Below are 15,238 nucleotides of genomic sequence, written 5' to 3' on the forward strand. Positions count from 1 at the left end.
TAGGGTCTGCACGCATGGGAGAGCAGGACATGCCTACCGGTCCGGCGAACGACACGACGCGCGGCACGGAGATCCGAATGGTGAACGGCCCGCGCAACAACGGCCCGTCGAACCCCGGCAAGCGCCGGCTCGGCGTGATGGGCGGAACGTTCGACCCGATCCACCACGGACACCTCGTGGCGGCCAGTGAGGTCGCCGCGCAGTTCCACCTGGACGAGGTGATCTTCGTCCCGACCGGTCAGCCGTGGCAGAAGACCGACCGCAAGGTCGCGCTCGCCGAGGACCGCTACCTGATGACGGTCATCGCGACCGCCGAGAACCCGCAGTTCTCGGTGAGCCGGATCGACATCGACCGCGGCGGCCCCACCTACACCACGGACACCCTGCGCGACCTGCGCGCGCTCAACCCCGACGCGGACCTCTTCTTCATCACCGGCGCCGACGCCCTCGGCGCGATCCTGACCTGGCGGGACGCGGAGGAACTCTTCTCCCTCGCGCACTTCATCGGGGTCACCCGCCCCGGCCACACGCTGACCGACCCCGGTCTTCCGGAGGGCGGTGTCTCGCTGGTCGAGGTTCCCGCGCTGGCCATCTCCTCCACAGACTGCCGTGCGAGAGTCGCGAAGGGCGATCCCGTCTGGTACCTGGTGCCCGACGGAGTCGTGCGCTATATCGACAAGCGCGAGCTGTACCGCGGCGAGTGAGCCGAGAGGGGCACCGGTGAACGACCGATACGACGCCGGGTACGGCGGCGACCAGTACGAGCTCGTCGGCTACGACGAGTACAACCAGCCTGTCTACCGCCAGGTCCCGGCCCAGCAGACCCAACAGCCCCCGCAGCAGCAGCCGTACGACCCGTACGGGCAGCAGCAGGGCTACGCCTACGACCCGTACGCGACCGGCACCCAGCAGCAGACGCCCGACTACGACACGGGCGCCCAGCAGGCCTACGACAGCCGGCAGGCGCCCCAGTCCGGCTACGACCCGTACGCCACCGGGACGACGACGGCCTACGACCCCTACGGGCAGACCGCGACCGGTGGACAGCAGCCCCGGGTCGCCGAGCAGACCGCCTACATCCCGCAGCAGGGCGGCCCGGCCGAGGACACCGAAGCCCCGAAGACCCCCGAGACGGGTGAACGGGACTACCGTACCGAGCAGTTCGCCTTCGTGGAGGAGCCGACCGACGACTCCGAGGACGTCATCGACTGGCTGAACTTCACCGAGAACCGCACCGAGCGCCGCGAGGAGGCCAAGCGCCGCGCCCGTGGTCGCATGGTCGCCCTCGTCGTGGCCCTCGCCCTGGTCGTGTCCGGCGGCGTCGGCTACCTCTGGTACGCCGGGAAACTCCCCGGAGTCTCCTCGTCGGCCTCGAAGTCGGGCACCACGACGGCCGCCGGCGCCCAGAACCGCGACGTGATCGTGGTCCATCTGCACAACACCGCGAAGGGCGGCACCTCTTCGGTGCTGCTCGTCGACAACACCACCCTGAAGCAGGGCACCACCGTGCTGCTGCCCAACTCGCTGGCCCTCACGGACGACGACGGCAACACGACGACACTGGCCAAGTCGGTCGACGACGACGGCACGTCCGGGACCGTCGACCAGCTCAACACCGTCCTCGGCACCGACATCGAGGGCACCTGGCGCCTCGACACCCCCTACCTGCAGAACCTGGTCGACCTCGTCGGCAACATCGATCTCGACACCAACGCCGACGTGCCCGACCCGGCCGCGACGAAGAAGAGCGCCGCGCCGCTCGTCCACAAGGGCAAGGACCAGACCCTCAGCGGCAAGATGGCCGTCGCCTACGCCACCTACCGCGCCTCCGGCGAGGCCCAGAACGCCCAGTTGGAGCGGTTCGGCCAGGTCATGCAGGGCGTGCTGCGCCAGCTGACCTCGGACCCGACGGCGGCGACCACCACCGTGCAGACGCTGGCCCAGATCCTGGACCCGCCCCTCACCGACAAGGACCTCGGCACCTTCCTCGCCAAGCTCGCCGACCTCGCCAAGAGCGGCGACTACAAGACGGCCCTGCTGCCCGTCCAGAACGACGGCACCCTGACCGCGCAGGCCTCGGCCAGTGTCGTCAAGGACATCCTGGGCGGCACCGCGAAGAGCCCCGACGAAGGTTCGGCGGTCCGGGTCGCGGTCCAGAACGCCACCGGCGTCAAGGACGACACCGAGAAGGCCCGCGTCGTCCTCCTCAACGGCGGCTTCACCTTCCTGGAGGCCGGCACCGCGTCCGGGACCTCGGCCACGTCCAAGATCACGTACTCCGACGCGGCCGACAAGGAGAACGCCACCGAGGTCGCCAAGACCCTGGGCCTGCCCACCAGCACCGTGACCAAGGGCACAGTCGCCGCGAACGCGGATGTCTCGGTGATCCTGGGCACCGACTACAAGCCGTCGTCGTCCTCGTGACGGAGAGCACGCCCCGGAGGCCGCAGCCGGTGTCCGGGGCATGATCCGTTATTCACGTGGGGGCCCGTCCGCGGTCCGTGAGACCCTTGAGGTCTGTTGACCGCCGACCGAAAGCCGCGTAGTGACCGCCACTGACCGCTCCATCGAGCTCATCTCCGCCGCCGCCCAGGCGGCCGCCGACAAGCTCGCGCACGACATCATCGCCTACGACGTCAGCGATGTGCTGTCGATCACGGACGCCTTCCTGCTGGCCTCCGCTCCCAACGACCGTCAGGTCAAGTCGATCGTCGACGAGATCGAGGAGCGGCTGAACAAGGAACTCGGCGCGAAGCCGGTGCGCCGCGAGGGCGACCGTGACGCCCGCTGGATCCTGCTCGACTACGTCGACATCGTCGTCCACGTCCAGCACAGCGAGGAGCGTGTCTTCTACGCCCTGGAGCGGCTGTGGAAGGACTGCCCCGAGCTGGACCTCCCCGAGGAGGCGAAGGCCACCCGCGGCAAGGCTGCCGAGCACGCCAAGCTGCAGGCCGAGGAGGACGTCTCGGAGTACGGGGAGGTGCGGTGACCGCCGGCGCGGACGGCCGCAAGGCGGGCCGGGGTCGCCGGGTCATCCTGTGGCGGCACGGCCAGACCGCGTGGAACGTGGAGCGCCGCTTCCAGGGCACCACGGACGTCGAGCTCACCGAGACCGGCGTCGGCCAGGCCCGCCGCGCCGCCCGGCTGCTGGCCTCTCTCAAGCCGGACGCGATCGTCGCCTCCGACCTGAAGCGGGCGGCGAACACGGCCGCCGAGCTGGCCGCTCTCACCGACCTCGACATCACCCACGACGAGGGCCTGCGGGAGACCTACGCGGGCGTCTGGCAGGGGCTGACGCACGAGGAGATCATCGCCCGCCACGGCGCGGAGTACGCCGCGTGGAAGCGCGGGGAGCCGGTCCGCCGTGGTGGCGGTGAGCTGGAGAGCGAGGTCGCCGACCGGGCCGCCCCCGTCGTGCTGCGGCACGCCGAGAAGCTGCCCGAGGACGGCACCCTCGTGGTGGTCAGCCACGGCGGCACCATCCGCACCACCATCGGACGTCTCCTCGGTCTGGAGTCCCAGCACTGGGAGAGTCTCGGCGGCCTCTCCAACTGCTGCTGGTCCGTGCTCGGCGAGGGCGCCCGCGGCTGGCGCCTGCTGGAACACAACGCCGGCACACTCCCGGAACCGGTGCTCGGCGACGACGACTGAGCGGCCCTCCAGGGCCCCGACCCCGGATTTCACTTTCCGGCAGGTCGCAGGCTAAAGTTCTTCTTGTTCGCCCGCCGAGCGGGAAGAACAGACGGGGCTATAGCTCAGTTGGTAGAGCGCCTGCATGGCATGCAGGAGGTCAGGAGTTCAATTCTCCTTAGCTCCACAGATCGACACTCTTGAGTTGTCAAGGATCGAGAGTCGTCCACGATCGAATCGATGAGATCCCATCCCTTTCAGGGGTGGGATCTTTTCGTCGCTGTCAGCGTCTGCGCGCGTAGCCGAGTCTCCTCGTCGGCCGGGGTGTAGACGACGATCCGGCACTCCGGCATGCCGTTGATCGACAACGACACCGAGGTCATCCGCATCTCGCCCACCTCCTCGTGCCGGAACGTCTTCACCCGCCGCCCCGGCTCCGCCACGTCTCCCCTCTTCCACAACCGCGCGAAGAGCGGACTCGCCGCCGACAGCCCCCGTATGAAGTCCTCCCAGACGGGCTCGCCCGTATGCAGTCCGTAGGTCGAGCGCAACGTCGCCACCATCACCGGCAGTTCCGTCTCCCGGTACAGCAACGGGCACTCCTCCTCCGGCACCGTGAACAGCTTCCACAGCGCGTTGGCCATCGGGCCCGGTGGCAGTGGGTCCAGCCAGAACACCGTGCGGTAGGGGGCGTTGGTGGCGAGGATGTCGTAGCGCGCGTTGTAGACCACCGCGGGACGTGGTTCGAGGGCGTCGAGGATGCCCTGGATCTCCGGTCCCACCGACTCCGCGATCACTTCCGGCGGATGCGCGTACGGCACCTCGGCCAGGTGGTACAGATGCTCGCGCTCCGGCGCGTCGAGCCGGAGCGTGCGCGCCACGGCGTCCAGCACCTGCGCGGAGGCGTTGATCGGGCGCCCCTGTTCGAGCCACGTGTACCAGGTGACGCCCACTCCGGAGAGCTGCGCGACCTCCTCGCGACGCAGCCCCGGCGTACGCCGACGGAAACCCGGCGGCATGCCCACGTCGTGCGGTGTCACCCTCGCGCGCCTGCTGCGCAGAAACGCGGCCAGCTCAGGTCGTCGGCGCTGTGTCGTCCCCATCGTCACATCCCCCATGTTCGGCGCCCGACCTGGTCGCTGCCAGGTGCTGCCAGTACCAGCATCAGCGGGCTCTCGGCACCCGTACCGGAGCGCCCCCACGCTCGACCGCATGACGACAACACCCCGGACGGAACCGGATTCCGCACCCGTCCCAACTCCTGCCACCAGTAAAGACCCTGGCACTGACAATCGCCGTGGGCCGATGCTCGCGGTCCTGCTCGCGGCCATGTTCATGGCGCTGCTCGACGTGTTCATCGTGAACGTCGCCGCCCCCACCATCGGCACCGAACTCCACGCGTCCGGCGCCGACTTGCAGCTGGTGATCGCCGGTTACACCATCACGTACTCGGTGCTGCTGATCACCGGCGCCCGGCTCGGCGACCGGCTCGGTCACGCCCGGGTCCATCTCGCCGGGCTCGCGCTCTTCACCGCCGCCTCGCTCGCCTGCGGTCTGGCCCAGGGCTCGACCGAGCTGATCGTGTTCCGCCTGATCCAGGGCTGCGGCTCGGCGCTGATGATCCCGCAGGTGCTCAGCCTGATCCAGCGGAACTTCATCGGCGAGGCCCGGATGCGGGCGCTCGGCCTGTACTCGGCGGTCATCGCCGTCGGCGCCGCGGCCGGACAGATCCTCGGCGGCGTCCTCGTCAGCGCCGACCTGTTCGGCACGGGCTGGCGGCCGGTGTTCCTCGTCAACGTGCCCGTGGGCGTCGTACTCCTGCTCGTCGGCCGACGCGTGCTGCCGTGGGACGGCGGGGCGGAGCCGGAGCGGGCGCGGGCCTTCGACGTGCCGGGGCTGGTGCTGCTCGCCTCGGCCGTCTCGCTGCTGACGGTGCCTCTGGTGCTGGGGCAGGAGGAGGGCTGGCCGCTGTGGTCGTGGCTGTCGCTGATCGCGTCGGCTGTGCTCTTCGCGGCGTTCTGCGGCTACGAGTCCCGGCTCGCCCGGCGCGGAGGCGCCCCGCTGATCGCACCGCGTGTGCTGCGTCACCCCGGCATGGGCCTGGCCGTCTTCCGGATCCTTGCCGTGATGGCCGTCAACGCCGGTTTCCTGTTCGCGCTCACCCTGCATGTCCAAGGCGGCCTCGGCTTCAGCGCGCTGCGCGCCGGCCTCACTTTCGCGCCGACCGCGGTCGTCTTCGGGGTGGTCGGTCTCACCTGGCGCAGGTGGCCGGCGGCCTGGCAGCGGGCGCTGACCCCGCTCGGTTTCGTGATCGCGATGCCGTCCGTTCTGGGAGTCGGCCTGGCGTTCGAAGGCGGCGACCGCGGTGGAGCCGTACTGTACGTGGCGTACGTCGGCGTGGGGGCCGGGCTCGCGCTCGCCTTCAGTCCGACGCTGACCCGGGCCCTGGCGGCCGTGCGGCCCGAGGACGCGGCGGACGCCAGCGGTCTGCTGTCCACGGTCGCGCAGTTGGGTCAGCTGCTCGGGGTCGCGGTTTTCGGCACACTGTTCTTGAACCGGCTTGAGTCACTTGGGGCCCCGGGGGCGTATACCTCTGCGAAGGCGCTTTTGGCGTGCATGTTCGCGCTGACGGGGACGGCCGCGGTGGGTGCCGTGTCCGGACTGGTACGAAGGCGTCGCTGACCGTATTGGTCCGGCCGTGGCAGAATCAAACGGCCGGAAGGGGGCGCGGCCCGACGGGAGGGAGTAGCGATGCCTGCGAGCATCATCGAGGAGGTCGACCACCTCTTCGATGCGGCGTTGATACGAGATACGATCACCCGCCTGAGCTGCCCTTCCTGCGGTTCCGCCCACGTGGCCCAAGTCCTTGGTGACAACGGCGGAGTTTCCTACGTGTGCACGGCCTGCGGCCACAGCTGGAGCTGATCGATGGGTGCACACAGGCGAAAGTGCGACTGGTGCGGCAGTGGGACGCCGATCGTCCGTGACATGGAACCGGTGAATCCCGACTACCAGTACTGGTGCGAGGAGTGCGCGCGGGCGCTGATCATAAAAGGCGACCCGATCGAGACGTACCGCGAACTCGAGGGTGAGCCGATCTACGGTCGACTCCTCGAAGAGCACTGCACTTTGAAGCGGTTCTATTCGTTCGTCACGGCTTGACTTGGGCCGGGACCCCGTGAGGAGGTCCCGGCGATCACGGTCACGGTGACGTGGACGGAAACGATTTGGTGGTGCGCAGGGTCCACCGGTAATGTTGGCGTCGTCGCCGGGGAGACCCGGTAGCGCACCGCAAGGGGCTATAGCTCAGTTGGTAGAGCGCCTGCATGGCATGCAGGAGGTCAGGAGTTCAATTCTCCTTAGCTCCACAGAAATCGAAGGCGGGTCATCCCATCGGATGACCCGCCTTCGGTGTGTCCAGGGGGAGTTGGCGCAGGACATGGAGCGGCGGGCCGCCCCTTCTCAAAGAAGAGGGCGGCCCGCCGTTCGTGTGCTCAGCGGCCCAGGGCCCGCCGGCCGCGGCCCTGGGAGAGGACCGGCAGGTTGCGCGCGGGCCCCTTGTCCCGTGCGGTCTCCTCCTCCAGGCGGAGGGCGAGCGCCGGGCAACGGCGTACCGCGCGGAGCGCCTTCGCCTCCGCGTAACGCGGCACCTGGGCCTGCGCGACGGTGGGGAAGCCGTCGGCGCCGAGTTCGAAGACCTCCGGGAGGATGTCCGCGCACAGACCGTGGCCCCGGCACAGCGTCCAGTCGACGTAGATCTTCTGACGGCTGGGGCCGTTGTCCTCGGCCTCCGCGCCGCTCGTGATGCCCGCGGGGAGCTGGCCGCCCTCGAAGAGCGGCAGAACGCCCTCCACGGGCCTTCCGCAGCCGTTTCCGAGGACGTGGGCGGCGAGGTCGTCCGTGAACGCCTTGATGGTCGATTCCAGGAACATCGCGGAGCCGTCCGGGTGCGAGCACGCACCGCGCCGCTTCACGGCCTTGGCGACCTGCTTCAGCGCCTCCAGGGCGGCCGGGCCGCCGCCGTTGAGGATGTCCTCCATGCCGCGCGCGGCGGCGGGCAGACCGAGGTAGCAGGGACCGCACTGTCCCGCGCTCTCGTCGGCCAGCCACTGGGCCACGCGCAGTGACTCGCCCAGGGGGCAGGTCTCCTGGGTGATCGGCATGATGGCGCCCGCGCCGAGCGCACCGCCCACCGCGTCCAGGGAGTTGCGGGAGACGATCGCCTCGTTGACCGTCGCCGCGTCGATCCACTTGCCGTGGTAACCGCCCGTCAGCACACCCTGGGGGACCGGCGGGGCGCCGGCCAACTGCAGGACGTAGCGCAGCGGTACGCCTGTGGGGACCTCGATCACCATGGGGCGGGCGACCGCTCCGGAGACCGTGAGCATGACGGTGCCGGGCTCGTCGTAGAGACCGGTGTTGCCGTAGCGCTCGGGGCCTATGCGGGCGGCGATGGCGAGTTGGGCGAAGGTCTCGGCGTTCGACAGCAGGGTCGGGACGCCGCCTACGCCGTTCTGGGAGGCGCTGACCTTGCGGCCGGGCGGGATCGCCGGGCCGCCGTCGATCGAGCGGATCAGCGACGCGGCGGCGCCGGTGACCATGCGGACCGGGTTGCGCTGGACGAACGCCTTCAGGGCCGAGCGGCGGGTGTTGCTCAGGCCGCGCTCCGAGAGCGCGGCCTCCATGGAGCGCTGCGTCGACTCCCGGGTGACCCCCACCACGAGCGTGCGGGCACCCAGGGCTTCGGCGACCAGGAGGGCGCCGTCCAGGATGAGGTGCGGGGCACGGTTGATGAGCACCGTGTCCTTGCGGCAGGCCGGTTCGTCCTCACTGCCGTTGACGACGACGACCGGTCGTACACCGCGTTTGATCGCCGCCTCGGCGACCGACCGGAGCTTTTTGTGGAAGGGGAAGCCCGCGCCGCCGCGGCCCTTCAGGTTGATGGCCTCGGAGAGCTTCGCGAGCTGCTCCCCGCCCATCGGTTCGAGCGGCCCATGCACCTTGAGGTGCATGGGCAGGTCGAGTCTCTCGACAAGGTCGAAGCCCGACGTGAGCTGCGGAAGCCCGACGACGCGGACTTCTGGGACGTCGGGCAGGGCCTCGTTCACCTATAGCCTCCGGAAGGCGTGTTCCAAGGTTCGCCCGAGCCGCCCTGCGCGTCGAAGTCGTACGACGCGTTGGGCGTTTGATCAGTGGCGGGACCGCTGTTGTACGTGTCATTGGGGTTGTACGTACCGGAGGTGCCGTTCGACTCACCGGTGGGGTACACGTATCCCTCGCCGTATCCGCCCGTGCCCGCGTTGTTGTTGTACGTGGGGATGTTGTACCCGGTGTCCTGGAGCGGGTCGTAGGCGGACGGGGGCGCCTCGCCGACCGGCGGCGGCGACGGGACCGGCCAGGTTCCCGAGGTGCTGCCGCCGCTGTCCGCGCGGGGGACGGCCTGTGTGTTCTGCATGTCCATGGGCACGTTCATGCGGGCGTTCTGGTCGGTGACGTACGGCATCTGACCGGTGGACTCCGGTGTGGCGGTGCGGTAGGCGGCCGCGAAGCCGTTCGTGTCGGCGACCGGGGTCATGGACCTCGTCTCGTACTGCGCAGCGATCGGGTCCACGCGGGGGACCGACCCGGTGTCCGTGAACGAGGGCTGCGACGCGGCGCGTCGGCCCTCGGCCGGACGCCGGCTCTCGTAGCCCGGCAGCGCGGACTCGGCCACGCGGCCCCGGCTCGCGTCGAGTTCGTCGAGACCCGGCCGCTCCTCGTTGCCCAGGAGCATCGCGACCTTGTCGGCGAACTTCCGCTTGATGGGGCGGGGTGCCGAGCGCAGGGCGAGGGCCGCGGCGACCCCGACCAGGCACAGCTCGTACGAGATCATGAAGAACGGCTTCGCCGCGCGGCCCGCGAACAGGCCGTGGACCAGCGCCGCGCACCAGGCCGGGTAGGCCAGCATGTGCATCGCGCGCCAGCGGGCGGCCACCGGCGCCGGGGACGCGAACTGGTTGCGCAGGGCACCGGTGATGCCCACGAAGATCATGAGCAGGCCGGCCAGGGAGCCGAGGCCGATGAGTCCGGCGCTGCCCGTCACACCGAGGCTGAAGGGGATCAGCGCGGCGATCAGGACGGTGTGGTCGAGCGCCAGTTTGACCGTGATGTGAATCACGAGGAACGCGATCGAGCCGACGGCGGTCACCCGGTGGATGCCCTGGGCCACGATCCGCTGGCGGATGTTGAGGATGACCCGGTCCTGGGCGACCAGCCCCCAGATCACCGAGCAGGTCAGGGAGACGAGCGAGAGAACGCCCGCACCGAAGTTGAGGAAGTCCTGTACCCGGTTCCCTCCGAGCAGCACGAACACGGGTATGAAGAGCAGGACGACGAGGCTCACCACGCCATAGGCCGAACGGCCCGGCTTGGGGAGCGAACTGGTACTACGACGAGCGTTCATGGGGGCAACTCCGAGCAGTATCGGGAAAGCGGTCCCGCTGCCGAACTCTAAGTGGCTCCATACCGGTGGGTACGAGGTTTGAGTTATTGCGTTGTTATCAAACGACAATGCGCTTGCTGCGATGTCCCGTAGTGGGTGGTACGCGAAGGTAGTCCTTGAACCTGGTTCAGTGTCGGCCGGTGCGGTCAGGGGTGCCAAGGGTGATACGGAAGCGCGTCGCGTTGTGCTCAAGGGCTGCGGTACCCTCATGCCATGCGTGCCGTACGCCTTCTGCTTAGCGAGCCGCGCTGATGAGTCCCGACCACCGGTGACCGGTGAGGTTGGAATCGGCGCGGCGTCCCCTCCTGTGCGAGGGGATTTTTCATTTGCCGGATGTCACACCTGGACATCACGGCCTGAACGACGCAGCCGCTGGCAGAGACGATCGATGGAGCTTTGAGGATCATGAGCGAGACGAACCCCGCTGCCGCCGCCGAGGTGGTCGCGCCGCACCGCTACACGGCCGCCATGGCCGCGGACATCGAGGCACGCTGGCAGGACTTCTGGGACGCCGAGGGTACCTACGAGGCGCCGAACCCGACCGGTGACCTGGCCGGCGACCCCGAACTGGCCGCCCGCCCCAAGAAGTTCATCATGGACATGTTCCCGTACCCCTCCGGTGCGGGCCTGCACGTCGGCCACCCCCTGGGCTACATCGCCACCGATGTGTTCGCCCGGTTCCAGCGGATGACCGGCCACAACGTGCTGCACACCCTGGGCTTCGACGCCTTCGGACTGCCGGCCGAGCAGTACGCCGTGCAGACCGGCACGCACCCGCGCGTGTCCACCGAGGCCAACATCGAGAACATGACGTCCCAGCTGCGCGCGCTGGGCCTGGGCCACGACAAGCGCCGGTCGTTCGCCACGATCGACCCCGAGTACTACAAGTGGACCCAGTGGATCTTCGTCCAGATCTTCAACTCCTGGTACGACGACGAGGCCGACACGGCCCGCCCGATCGCCGAGCTGATCGCCCAGTTCGAGTCCGGTGAGCGCGCCGTACCGGGCCACACGCGCGCGTGGCCGGACCTGACCGCCACCGAACGTGCCGACGTCCTGGGCGAGTTCCGCCTGGCGTACGCCTCGGAAGCGCCGGTCAACTGGTGCCCCGGCCTGGGCACGGTCCTGGCCAACGAGGAGGTCACCGCCGACGGCCGCTCCGAGCGCGGCAACTTCCCCGTCTTCAAGGCCAAGCTGCGCCAGTGGAACATGCGCATCACCGCCTACGCCGACCGGCTGCTGGCGGACCTGGAGGAGCTGGACTGGCCCGAGGCCATCAAGCTGCAGCAGCGCAACTGGATCGGCCGCTCCGAGGGCGCCCGCGTCGACTTCCCCGTCGACGGCGAGCACATCACCGTCTTCACCACCCGCCCGGACACCCTGTTCGGCGCGAGCTACATGGTGCTGGCGCCCGAGCACCCGCTGGTCGACAAGTTCACGCCGGCCGCCTGGCCCGAGGGCACACACGACGTGTGGACCGGCGGCCACGCCACTCCGGTGGAGGCCGTCGCCGCGTACCGCGCGCAGGCCGGCACCAAGTCCGACGTGGAGCGGCAGGCCGAGGCCAAGGACAAGACCGGTGTCTTCACCGGCGCGTACGCGACCAACCCGGTCAATGGCGAGCGCATCCCCGTCTTCATCGCCGACTACGTACTGATGGGCTACGGCACCGGCGCGATCATGGCCGTCCCCTGCGGCGACCAGCGCGACTTCGACTTCGCGCGCGCCTTCGAGCTGCCGATCCACTGCATCGTCGAGCCCACCGACGGCCGCGGCACCGACACGTCCACGTGGGAGAACGCCTTCGGGTCGTACGACGCGAAGATCATCAACTCCTCGAACGACGACATCTCCCTGGACGGCCTGCCCGTAGCCGAGGCCAAGGCCCGCATCACGGAGTGGCTGGCCCGCAAGGGCATCGGCGAGGGCACCGTCAACTTCCGCCTGCGCGACTGGCTGTTCAGCCGCCAGCGCTACTGGGGCGAGCCCTTCCCGATCGTCTACGACGAGGACGGCATCGCCCACTCGCTGCCCGAGTCGATGCTGCCCCTGGAGCTGCCGGAGGTCGAGGACTACTCGCCGCGCACCTTCGACCCCGACGACGCGAACACGTCCCCGGAGACGCCCCTGTCCCGCAACGAGGACTGGGTCGCCGTCACCCTGGACCTGGGCGACGGCCGCGGCCCCCAGAAGTACCGCCGCGAGACCAACACCATGCCGAACTGGGCCGGTTCCTGCTGGTACGAACTGCGCTACCTGGACCCGCACAACGACCAGAAGCTGGTCGACCCGGCCATCGAGCAGTACTGGATGGGCCCCCGCGCGGGCATGCCGCACGGCGGCGTCGACCTGTACGTCGGCGGCGCCGAGCACGCCGTACTGCACCTGCTGTACGCCCGCTTCTGGTCCAAGGTGCTGTTCGACCTGGGGCACATCTCGTCCCCGGAGCCGTTCCACAAGCTGTTCAACCAGGGGATGATCCAGGCCTACGTCTACCGGGACAGCCGCGGCTTCCCGGTGCCGGCCGCCGAGGTCGAGGAACTGGGCGGCGAGTACTACTACCAGGGCGACAAGGTCTCCCGGCTGCTGGGCAAGATGGGCAAGTCCCTGAAGAACGCGGTCACTCCGGACGAGATCTGCGACGAGTACGGCGCCGACACGCTGCGCCTGTACGAGATGGCCATGGGCCCGCTGGACGTGTCCCGGCCGTGGGACACGCGCGCGGTGGTGGGCCAGTACCGGCTGCTGCAGCGGCTGTGGCGCAACGTCGTCGACGAGACGACCGGTGAGGTCACGGTCGTCGACACCGAGCCCGGCGAGGAGACGCTGCGTGCCCTGCACAAGGCGATCGACGGCGTCCGCCAGGACCTGCAGGGGCTGCGCTTCAACACCGCCATCGCCAAGATCACCGAGCTGAACAACCAGCTGACCAAGGCGGGTGGCGCGGTGCCGCGTTCCGTCGCCGAGTCGCTGGTGCTGCTGATCGCGCCGCTGGCCCCGCACATCGCCGAGGAACTGTGGCGCAAGCTGGGCCGCACCGACACGGTGGTCCACCAGGACTTCCCGGTCGCCGACCCGGCGTACGTCGTGGACGAGAGCGTGACCTGCGTCGTGCAGATCAAGGGCAAGGTCAAGGCGCGCCTGGAGGTCTCCCCGACGATCTCCGACGCCGAGCTGGAGAAGGTCGCGCTGGCCGACGAGAAGGTCGTCGCCGCGCTGGAGGGCGCGGGCATCCGCAAGGTCATCGTGCGGGCGCCGAAGCTGGTCAACATCGTTCCGGCGTAGTTCGGCACAGCGGTGGGCCGTCCGGGGTGAACGCCTCGGGGTAGTCCCCTACGGGCAGGTTCGGGGTTCTTTTGGAACTCCGGGCCTGCCCTTTGCGTTTACCGTTGAAGAGCGGCGCGGCGTGTGCCGCCCGGAGCCGGTGGAGGAGCGTTGGAAGCCGTGATCGCAGTCTTCGCCCTTCTCTTCCTGCTGTTCGTCGTCGTAGGCGGCTATGCGGCGGTCAAGGCCGTGGGCGCGGCCAAGCGAGGCGTCGACCGTACGGTCGCGCAGGCCCGGCGCTCGGTCGAGGACCACACCCTGCGTGCCAAGTCCTTCGCCCAGCCCGGCCCGCAGGGACAGGTGGCCCAACTCCGGCTCGCGCTGCGCACGTCGATGCGCGCGACGCAGGACGCGCTGCACGCGGGCGTGACCGAGGACGAGTCCCTGAAGGAGTCCCTGGGCCTCTTCGAGCGACTCAGCGCACACGGCCGCGAACTCGACGGCGAACTCAGGCGACTGGAGTCCGAGCCGGACCGCAGGACGCTCGCCGAGCGGCTGCCCGCCCTGCGCGAGCGCACCGAGCGCATCACGAAGTCGGCGGACTCGCTGCGCTGGGCGGCCCGCGACCGCGCCGGCCGCTTCGCGGAGGACGACCTGGACACGCTGAGCGCCCAGATAGACATGGAGGCGGGCGCCCTGCGGCACTGGACGAAGTCGGAGGACCCGACGCCCCCGTGGCCCGACGCCCCGCCCGCCGACCCCACGGCGGGCCGCCAGACCTGGCCGGAGCCCCCGCGCTCCCGCCCCACCGCCGAGGAACCGGCGCCGTCCGCCATCACCCCGCCGGGACGGCGCCCCACGTACCCCTGGCAGAAGAAACCCCGTCCCGAGAGCACGACTTGATCGGGCGGCACGGATCGGTCCGTCGGTGCGGTGTGATCCGGCCGGTTCCGGCCCAGGTGAAAGGGGTCGGGCTGCCGCCCGGCCGCTACGGCAGGTAACCTCCAGCTCATGTCCCGCCATGTCGCGATCGTCACCGATTCAACGGCCTACCTGCCGCCGCTGACGATGGAGCGCCACGGCATCACCGCGGTGCCGCTGACCGTGGTCCTCGGTGACCGGGCACTCGAAGAGGGCACCGAGATCTCGACCCGCTCGCTGGCCCAGGCCCTGCAGAAGCGACGCCCGGTCACCACCTCACGCCCCAGCCCCCAGCTCTTCGCGGAGACCTATCGCAAGGTCGCCGAGTCCGGCGCCACCGGCATCGTCTCCCTCCACCTCTCCGCCGAGCTCTCGGGCACCTACGACGCGGCCGTCGTCGCCGCGCGTGAGGCACCGGTGCCGGTGCGGCTCACGCGCGGCGACGACGGCCGCGTCGTAGGTGCCCGAGAGCTCGGCGNCGAGCGGGCGTCGGCTCTCGCGGACCGGTTGCGGGCGCGGGTGCCGGGGTTGGCGGATCTGCATGTGAGCGAGGTCGGGGCGGTGATCGGGGCGCATACCGGGCCCGGGTTGTTGGGGGCTGTGGTTTCGCCTCGGTGACGGGGGTGGCTCTGCCGGTGACGGGGGTTGCCGGGGTGGTGTTCGAGGGCTGATGCCTTGGGCCGGGAGTACGGGGGCGGCGCCTTGAGCGGGCATCTTGAGCGGGTGCCTTGAACGGGTGCCTTGAACGGGCGTCCTGGACTGGTGCCTTGGCCGGTTCCCCGCGCGGGTGACGCTCGTGTGGGTGACGGAGTTATCCACAACTGGGCGGTCGTCCCCGGGAATTGACCAAGATCATCGCGAAGTCGCGGAATGTCCGATCCTCGGCGCATGGCACTTCGATCACGCTCACACACAGCGACTGCGACCAGCGGCCCGGGCCGC

At 69.7% G+C, this 15,238-nt stretch carries 12 protein-coding genes and 2 tRNA genes; 11 read left to right on the top strand and 3 right to left on the bottom strand.

Features of this window, described 5'->3' with window-relative positions:
* Window positions 1-14: 14 nt before the first annotated feature.
* The 5 genes from nadD (at window position 15) to JHN63_RS29045 (ending at window position 3,817) form a co-directional block, all read left to right on the top strand.
* Complete coding sequence (nadD, locus tag JHN63_RS29025) at window positions 15-704, top strand: nicotinate-nucleotide adenylyltransferase (RefSeq protein ID WP_200686132.1); 690 nt, start codon at window positions 15-17, stop codon at window positions 702-704.
* A gap of 16 nt (window positions 705-720) precedes the next feature.
* On the top strand, window positions 721-2,424 hold the full coding sequence (locus JHN63_RS29030; RefSeq protein WP_200686134.1) for an LCP family protein: 1,704 nt from the start codon (window positions 721-723) through the stop codon (window positions 2,422-2,424).
* Window positions 2,425-2,545: 121 nt separating this feature from the next.
* The gene (gene rsfS, locus JHN63_RS29035; protein ID WP_200686144.1) at window positions 2,546-2,989 is read left to right on the top strand and encodes a ribosome silencing factor; all 444 of its coding nucleotides are present in this window, start codon (window positions 2,546-2,548) and stop codon (window positions 2,987-2,989) included.
* A complete protein-coding gene (locus tag JHN63_RS29040; protein WP_200686146.1) occupies window positions 2,986-3,651 on the top strand; it encodes a histidine phosphatase family protein in 666 nt (221 codons plus the stop codon). The genes rsfS and JHN63_RS29040 overlap by 4 nt, the downstream gene beginning before the upstream one ends.
* Window positions 3,652-3,744: 93 nt before the next feature.
* Window positions 3,745-3,817 (top strand) — tRNA-Ala (locus JHN63_RS29045).
* Window positions 3,818-3,887: 70 nt separating this feature from the next.
* Here the strand turns inward: JHN63_RS29045 and JHN63_RS29050 are convergent.
* Window positions 3,888-4,733 carry a helix-turn-helix transcriptional regulator gene (locus JHN63_RS29050; protein WP_200686148.1) on the bottom strand — a complete coding sequence of 282 codons (846 nt, stop codon included), beginning with the start codon at window positions 4,731-4,733 and terminating at the stop codon, window positions 3,888-3,890.
* A 202-nt stretch (window positions 4,734-4,935) separates the two neighbouring features.
* Here JHN63_RS29050 and JHN63_RS29055 point away from each other — a divergent pair, with 202 nt between their 5' ends.
* From JHN63_RS29055 to JHN63_RS29065, 3 genes are all read left to right on the top strand, one after another.
* On the top strand, window positions 4,936-6,312 hold the full coding sequence (locus JHN63_RS29055; protein ID WP_200686150.1) for an MFS transporter: 1,377 nt from the start codon (window positions 4,936-4,938) through the stop codon (window positions 6,310-6,312).
* Window positions 6,313-6,558: 246 nt separating this feature from the next.
* Complete coding sequence (locus JHN63_RS29060) at window positions 6,559-6,792, top strand: hypothetical protein (RefSeq protein WP_003976229.1); 234 nt, start codon at window positions 6,559-6,561, stop codon at window positions 6,790-6,792.
* 133 nt (window positions 6,793-6,925) lie between these two features.
* A tRNA-Ala gene (locus tag JHN63_RS29065) sits at window positions 6,926-6,998 on the top strand.
* Window positions 6,999-7,124: 126 nt separating this feature from the next.
* Here the strand turns inward: JHN63_RS29065 and JHN63_RS29070 are convergent.
* Together JHN63_RS29070 and JHN63_RS29075 are read right to left on the bottom strand one after the other, a co-directional pair.
* The gene (locus JHN63_RS29070; protein WP_200686152.1) at window positions 7,125-8,738 is read right to left on the bottom strand and encodes an NADH-quinone oxidoreductase subunit NuoF family protein; all 1,614 of its coding nucleotides are present in this window, start codon (window positions 8,736-8,738) and stop codon (window positions 7,125-7,127) included.
* Entirely contained in the window at window positions 8,735-10,072 is a 1,338-nt protein-coding gene (locus tag JHN63_RS29075; protein WP_200686154.1) for a cytochrome b/b6 domain-containing protein, read from the bottom strand. The genes JHN63_RS29070 and JHN63_RS29075 overlap by 4 nt, the downstream gene beginning before the upstream one ends.
* Window positions 10,073-10,516: 444 nt before the next feature.
* Between JHN63_RS29075 and leuS the strand changes: the two genes are divergently transcribed.
* The 3 genes from leuS to JHN63_RS29090 all read left to right on the top strand — a co-directional run bounded on the left by leuS (window position 10,517) and on the right by JHN63_RS29090 (window position 14,914).
* A complete protein-coding gene (gene leuS / locus JHN63_RS29080; protein WP_200686156.1) occupies window positions 10,517-13,396 on the top strand; it encodes a leucine--tRNA ligase in 2,880 nt (959 codons plus the stop codon).
* A 150-nt stretch (window positions 13,397-13,546) separates the two neighbouring features.
* Window positions 13,547-14,278 carry a hypothetical protein gene (locus JHN63_RS29085; RefSeq protein ID WP_200686158.1) on the top strand — a complete coding sequence of 244 codons (732 nt, stop codon included), beginning with the start codon at window positions 13,547-13,549 and terminating at the stop codon, window positions 14,276-14,278.
* 108 nt (window positions 14,279-14,386) lie between these two features.
* Window positions 14,387-14,914: a DegV family protein gene (locus JHN63_RS29090; protein ID WP_200686160.1), complete on the top strand. Its 528-nt coding sequence runs from the start codon at window positions 14,387-14,389 to the stop codon at window positions 14,912-14,914.
* Window positions 14,915-15,238: the final 324 nt, after the last annotated feature.

Origin of the sequence: Streptomyces sp. MBT65 (assembly GCF_016612545.1) — a bacterium.
GTDB lineage: Bacteria > Actinomycetota > Actinomycetes > Streptomycetales > Streptomycetaceae > Streptomyces.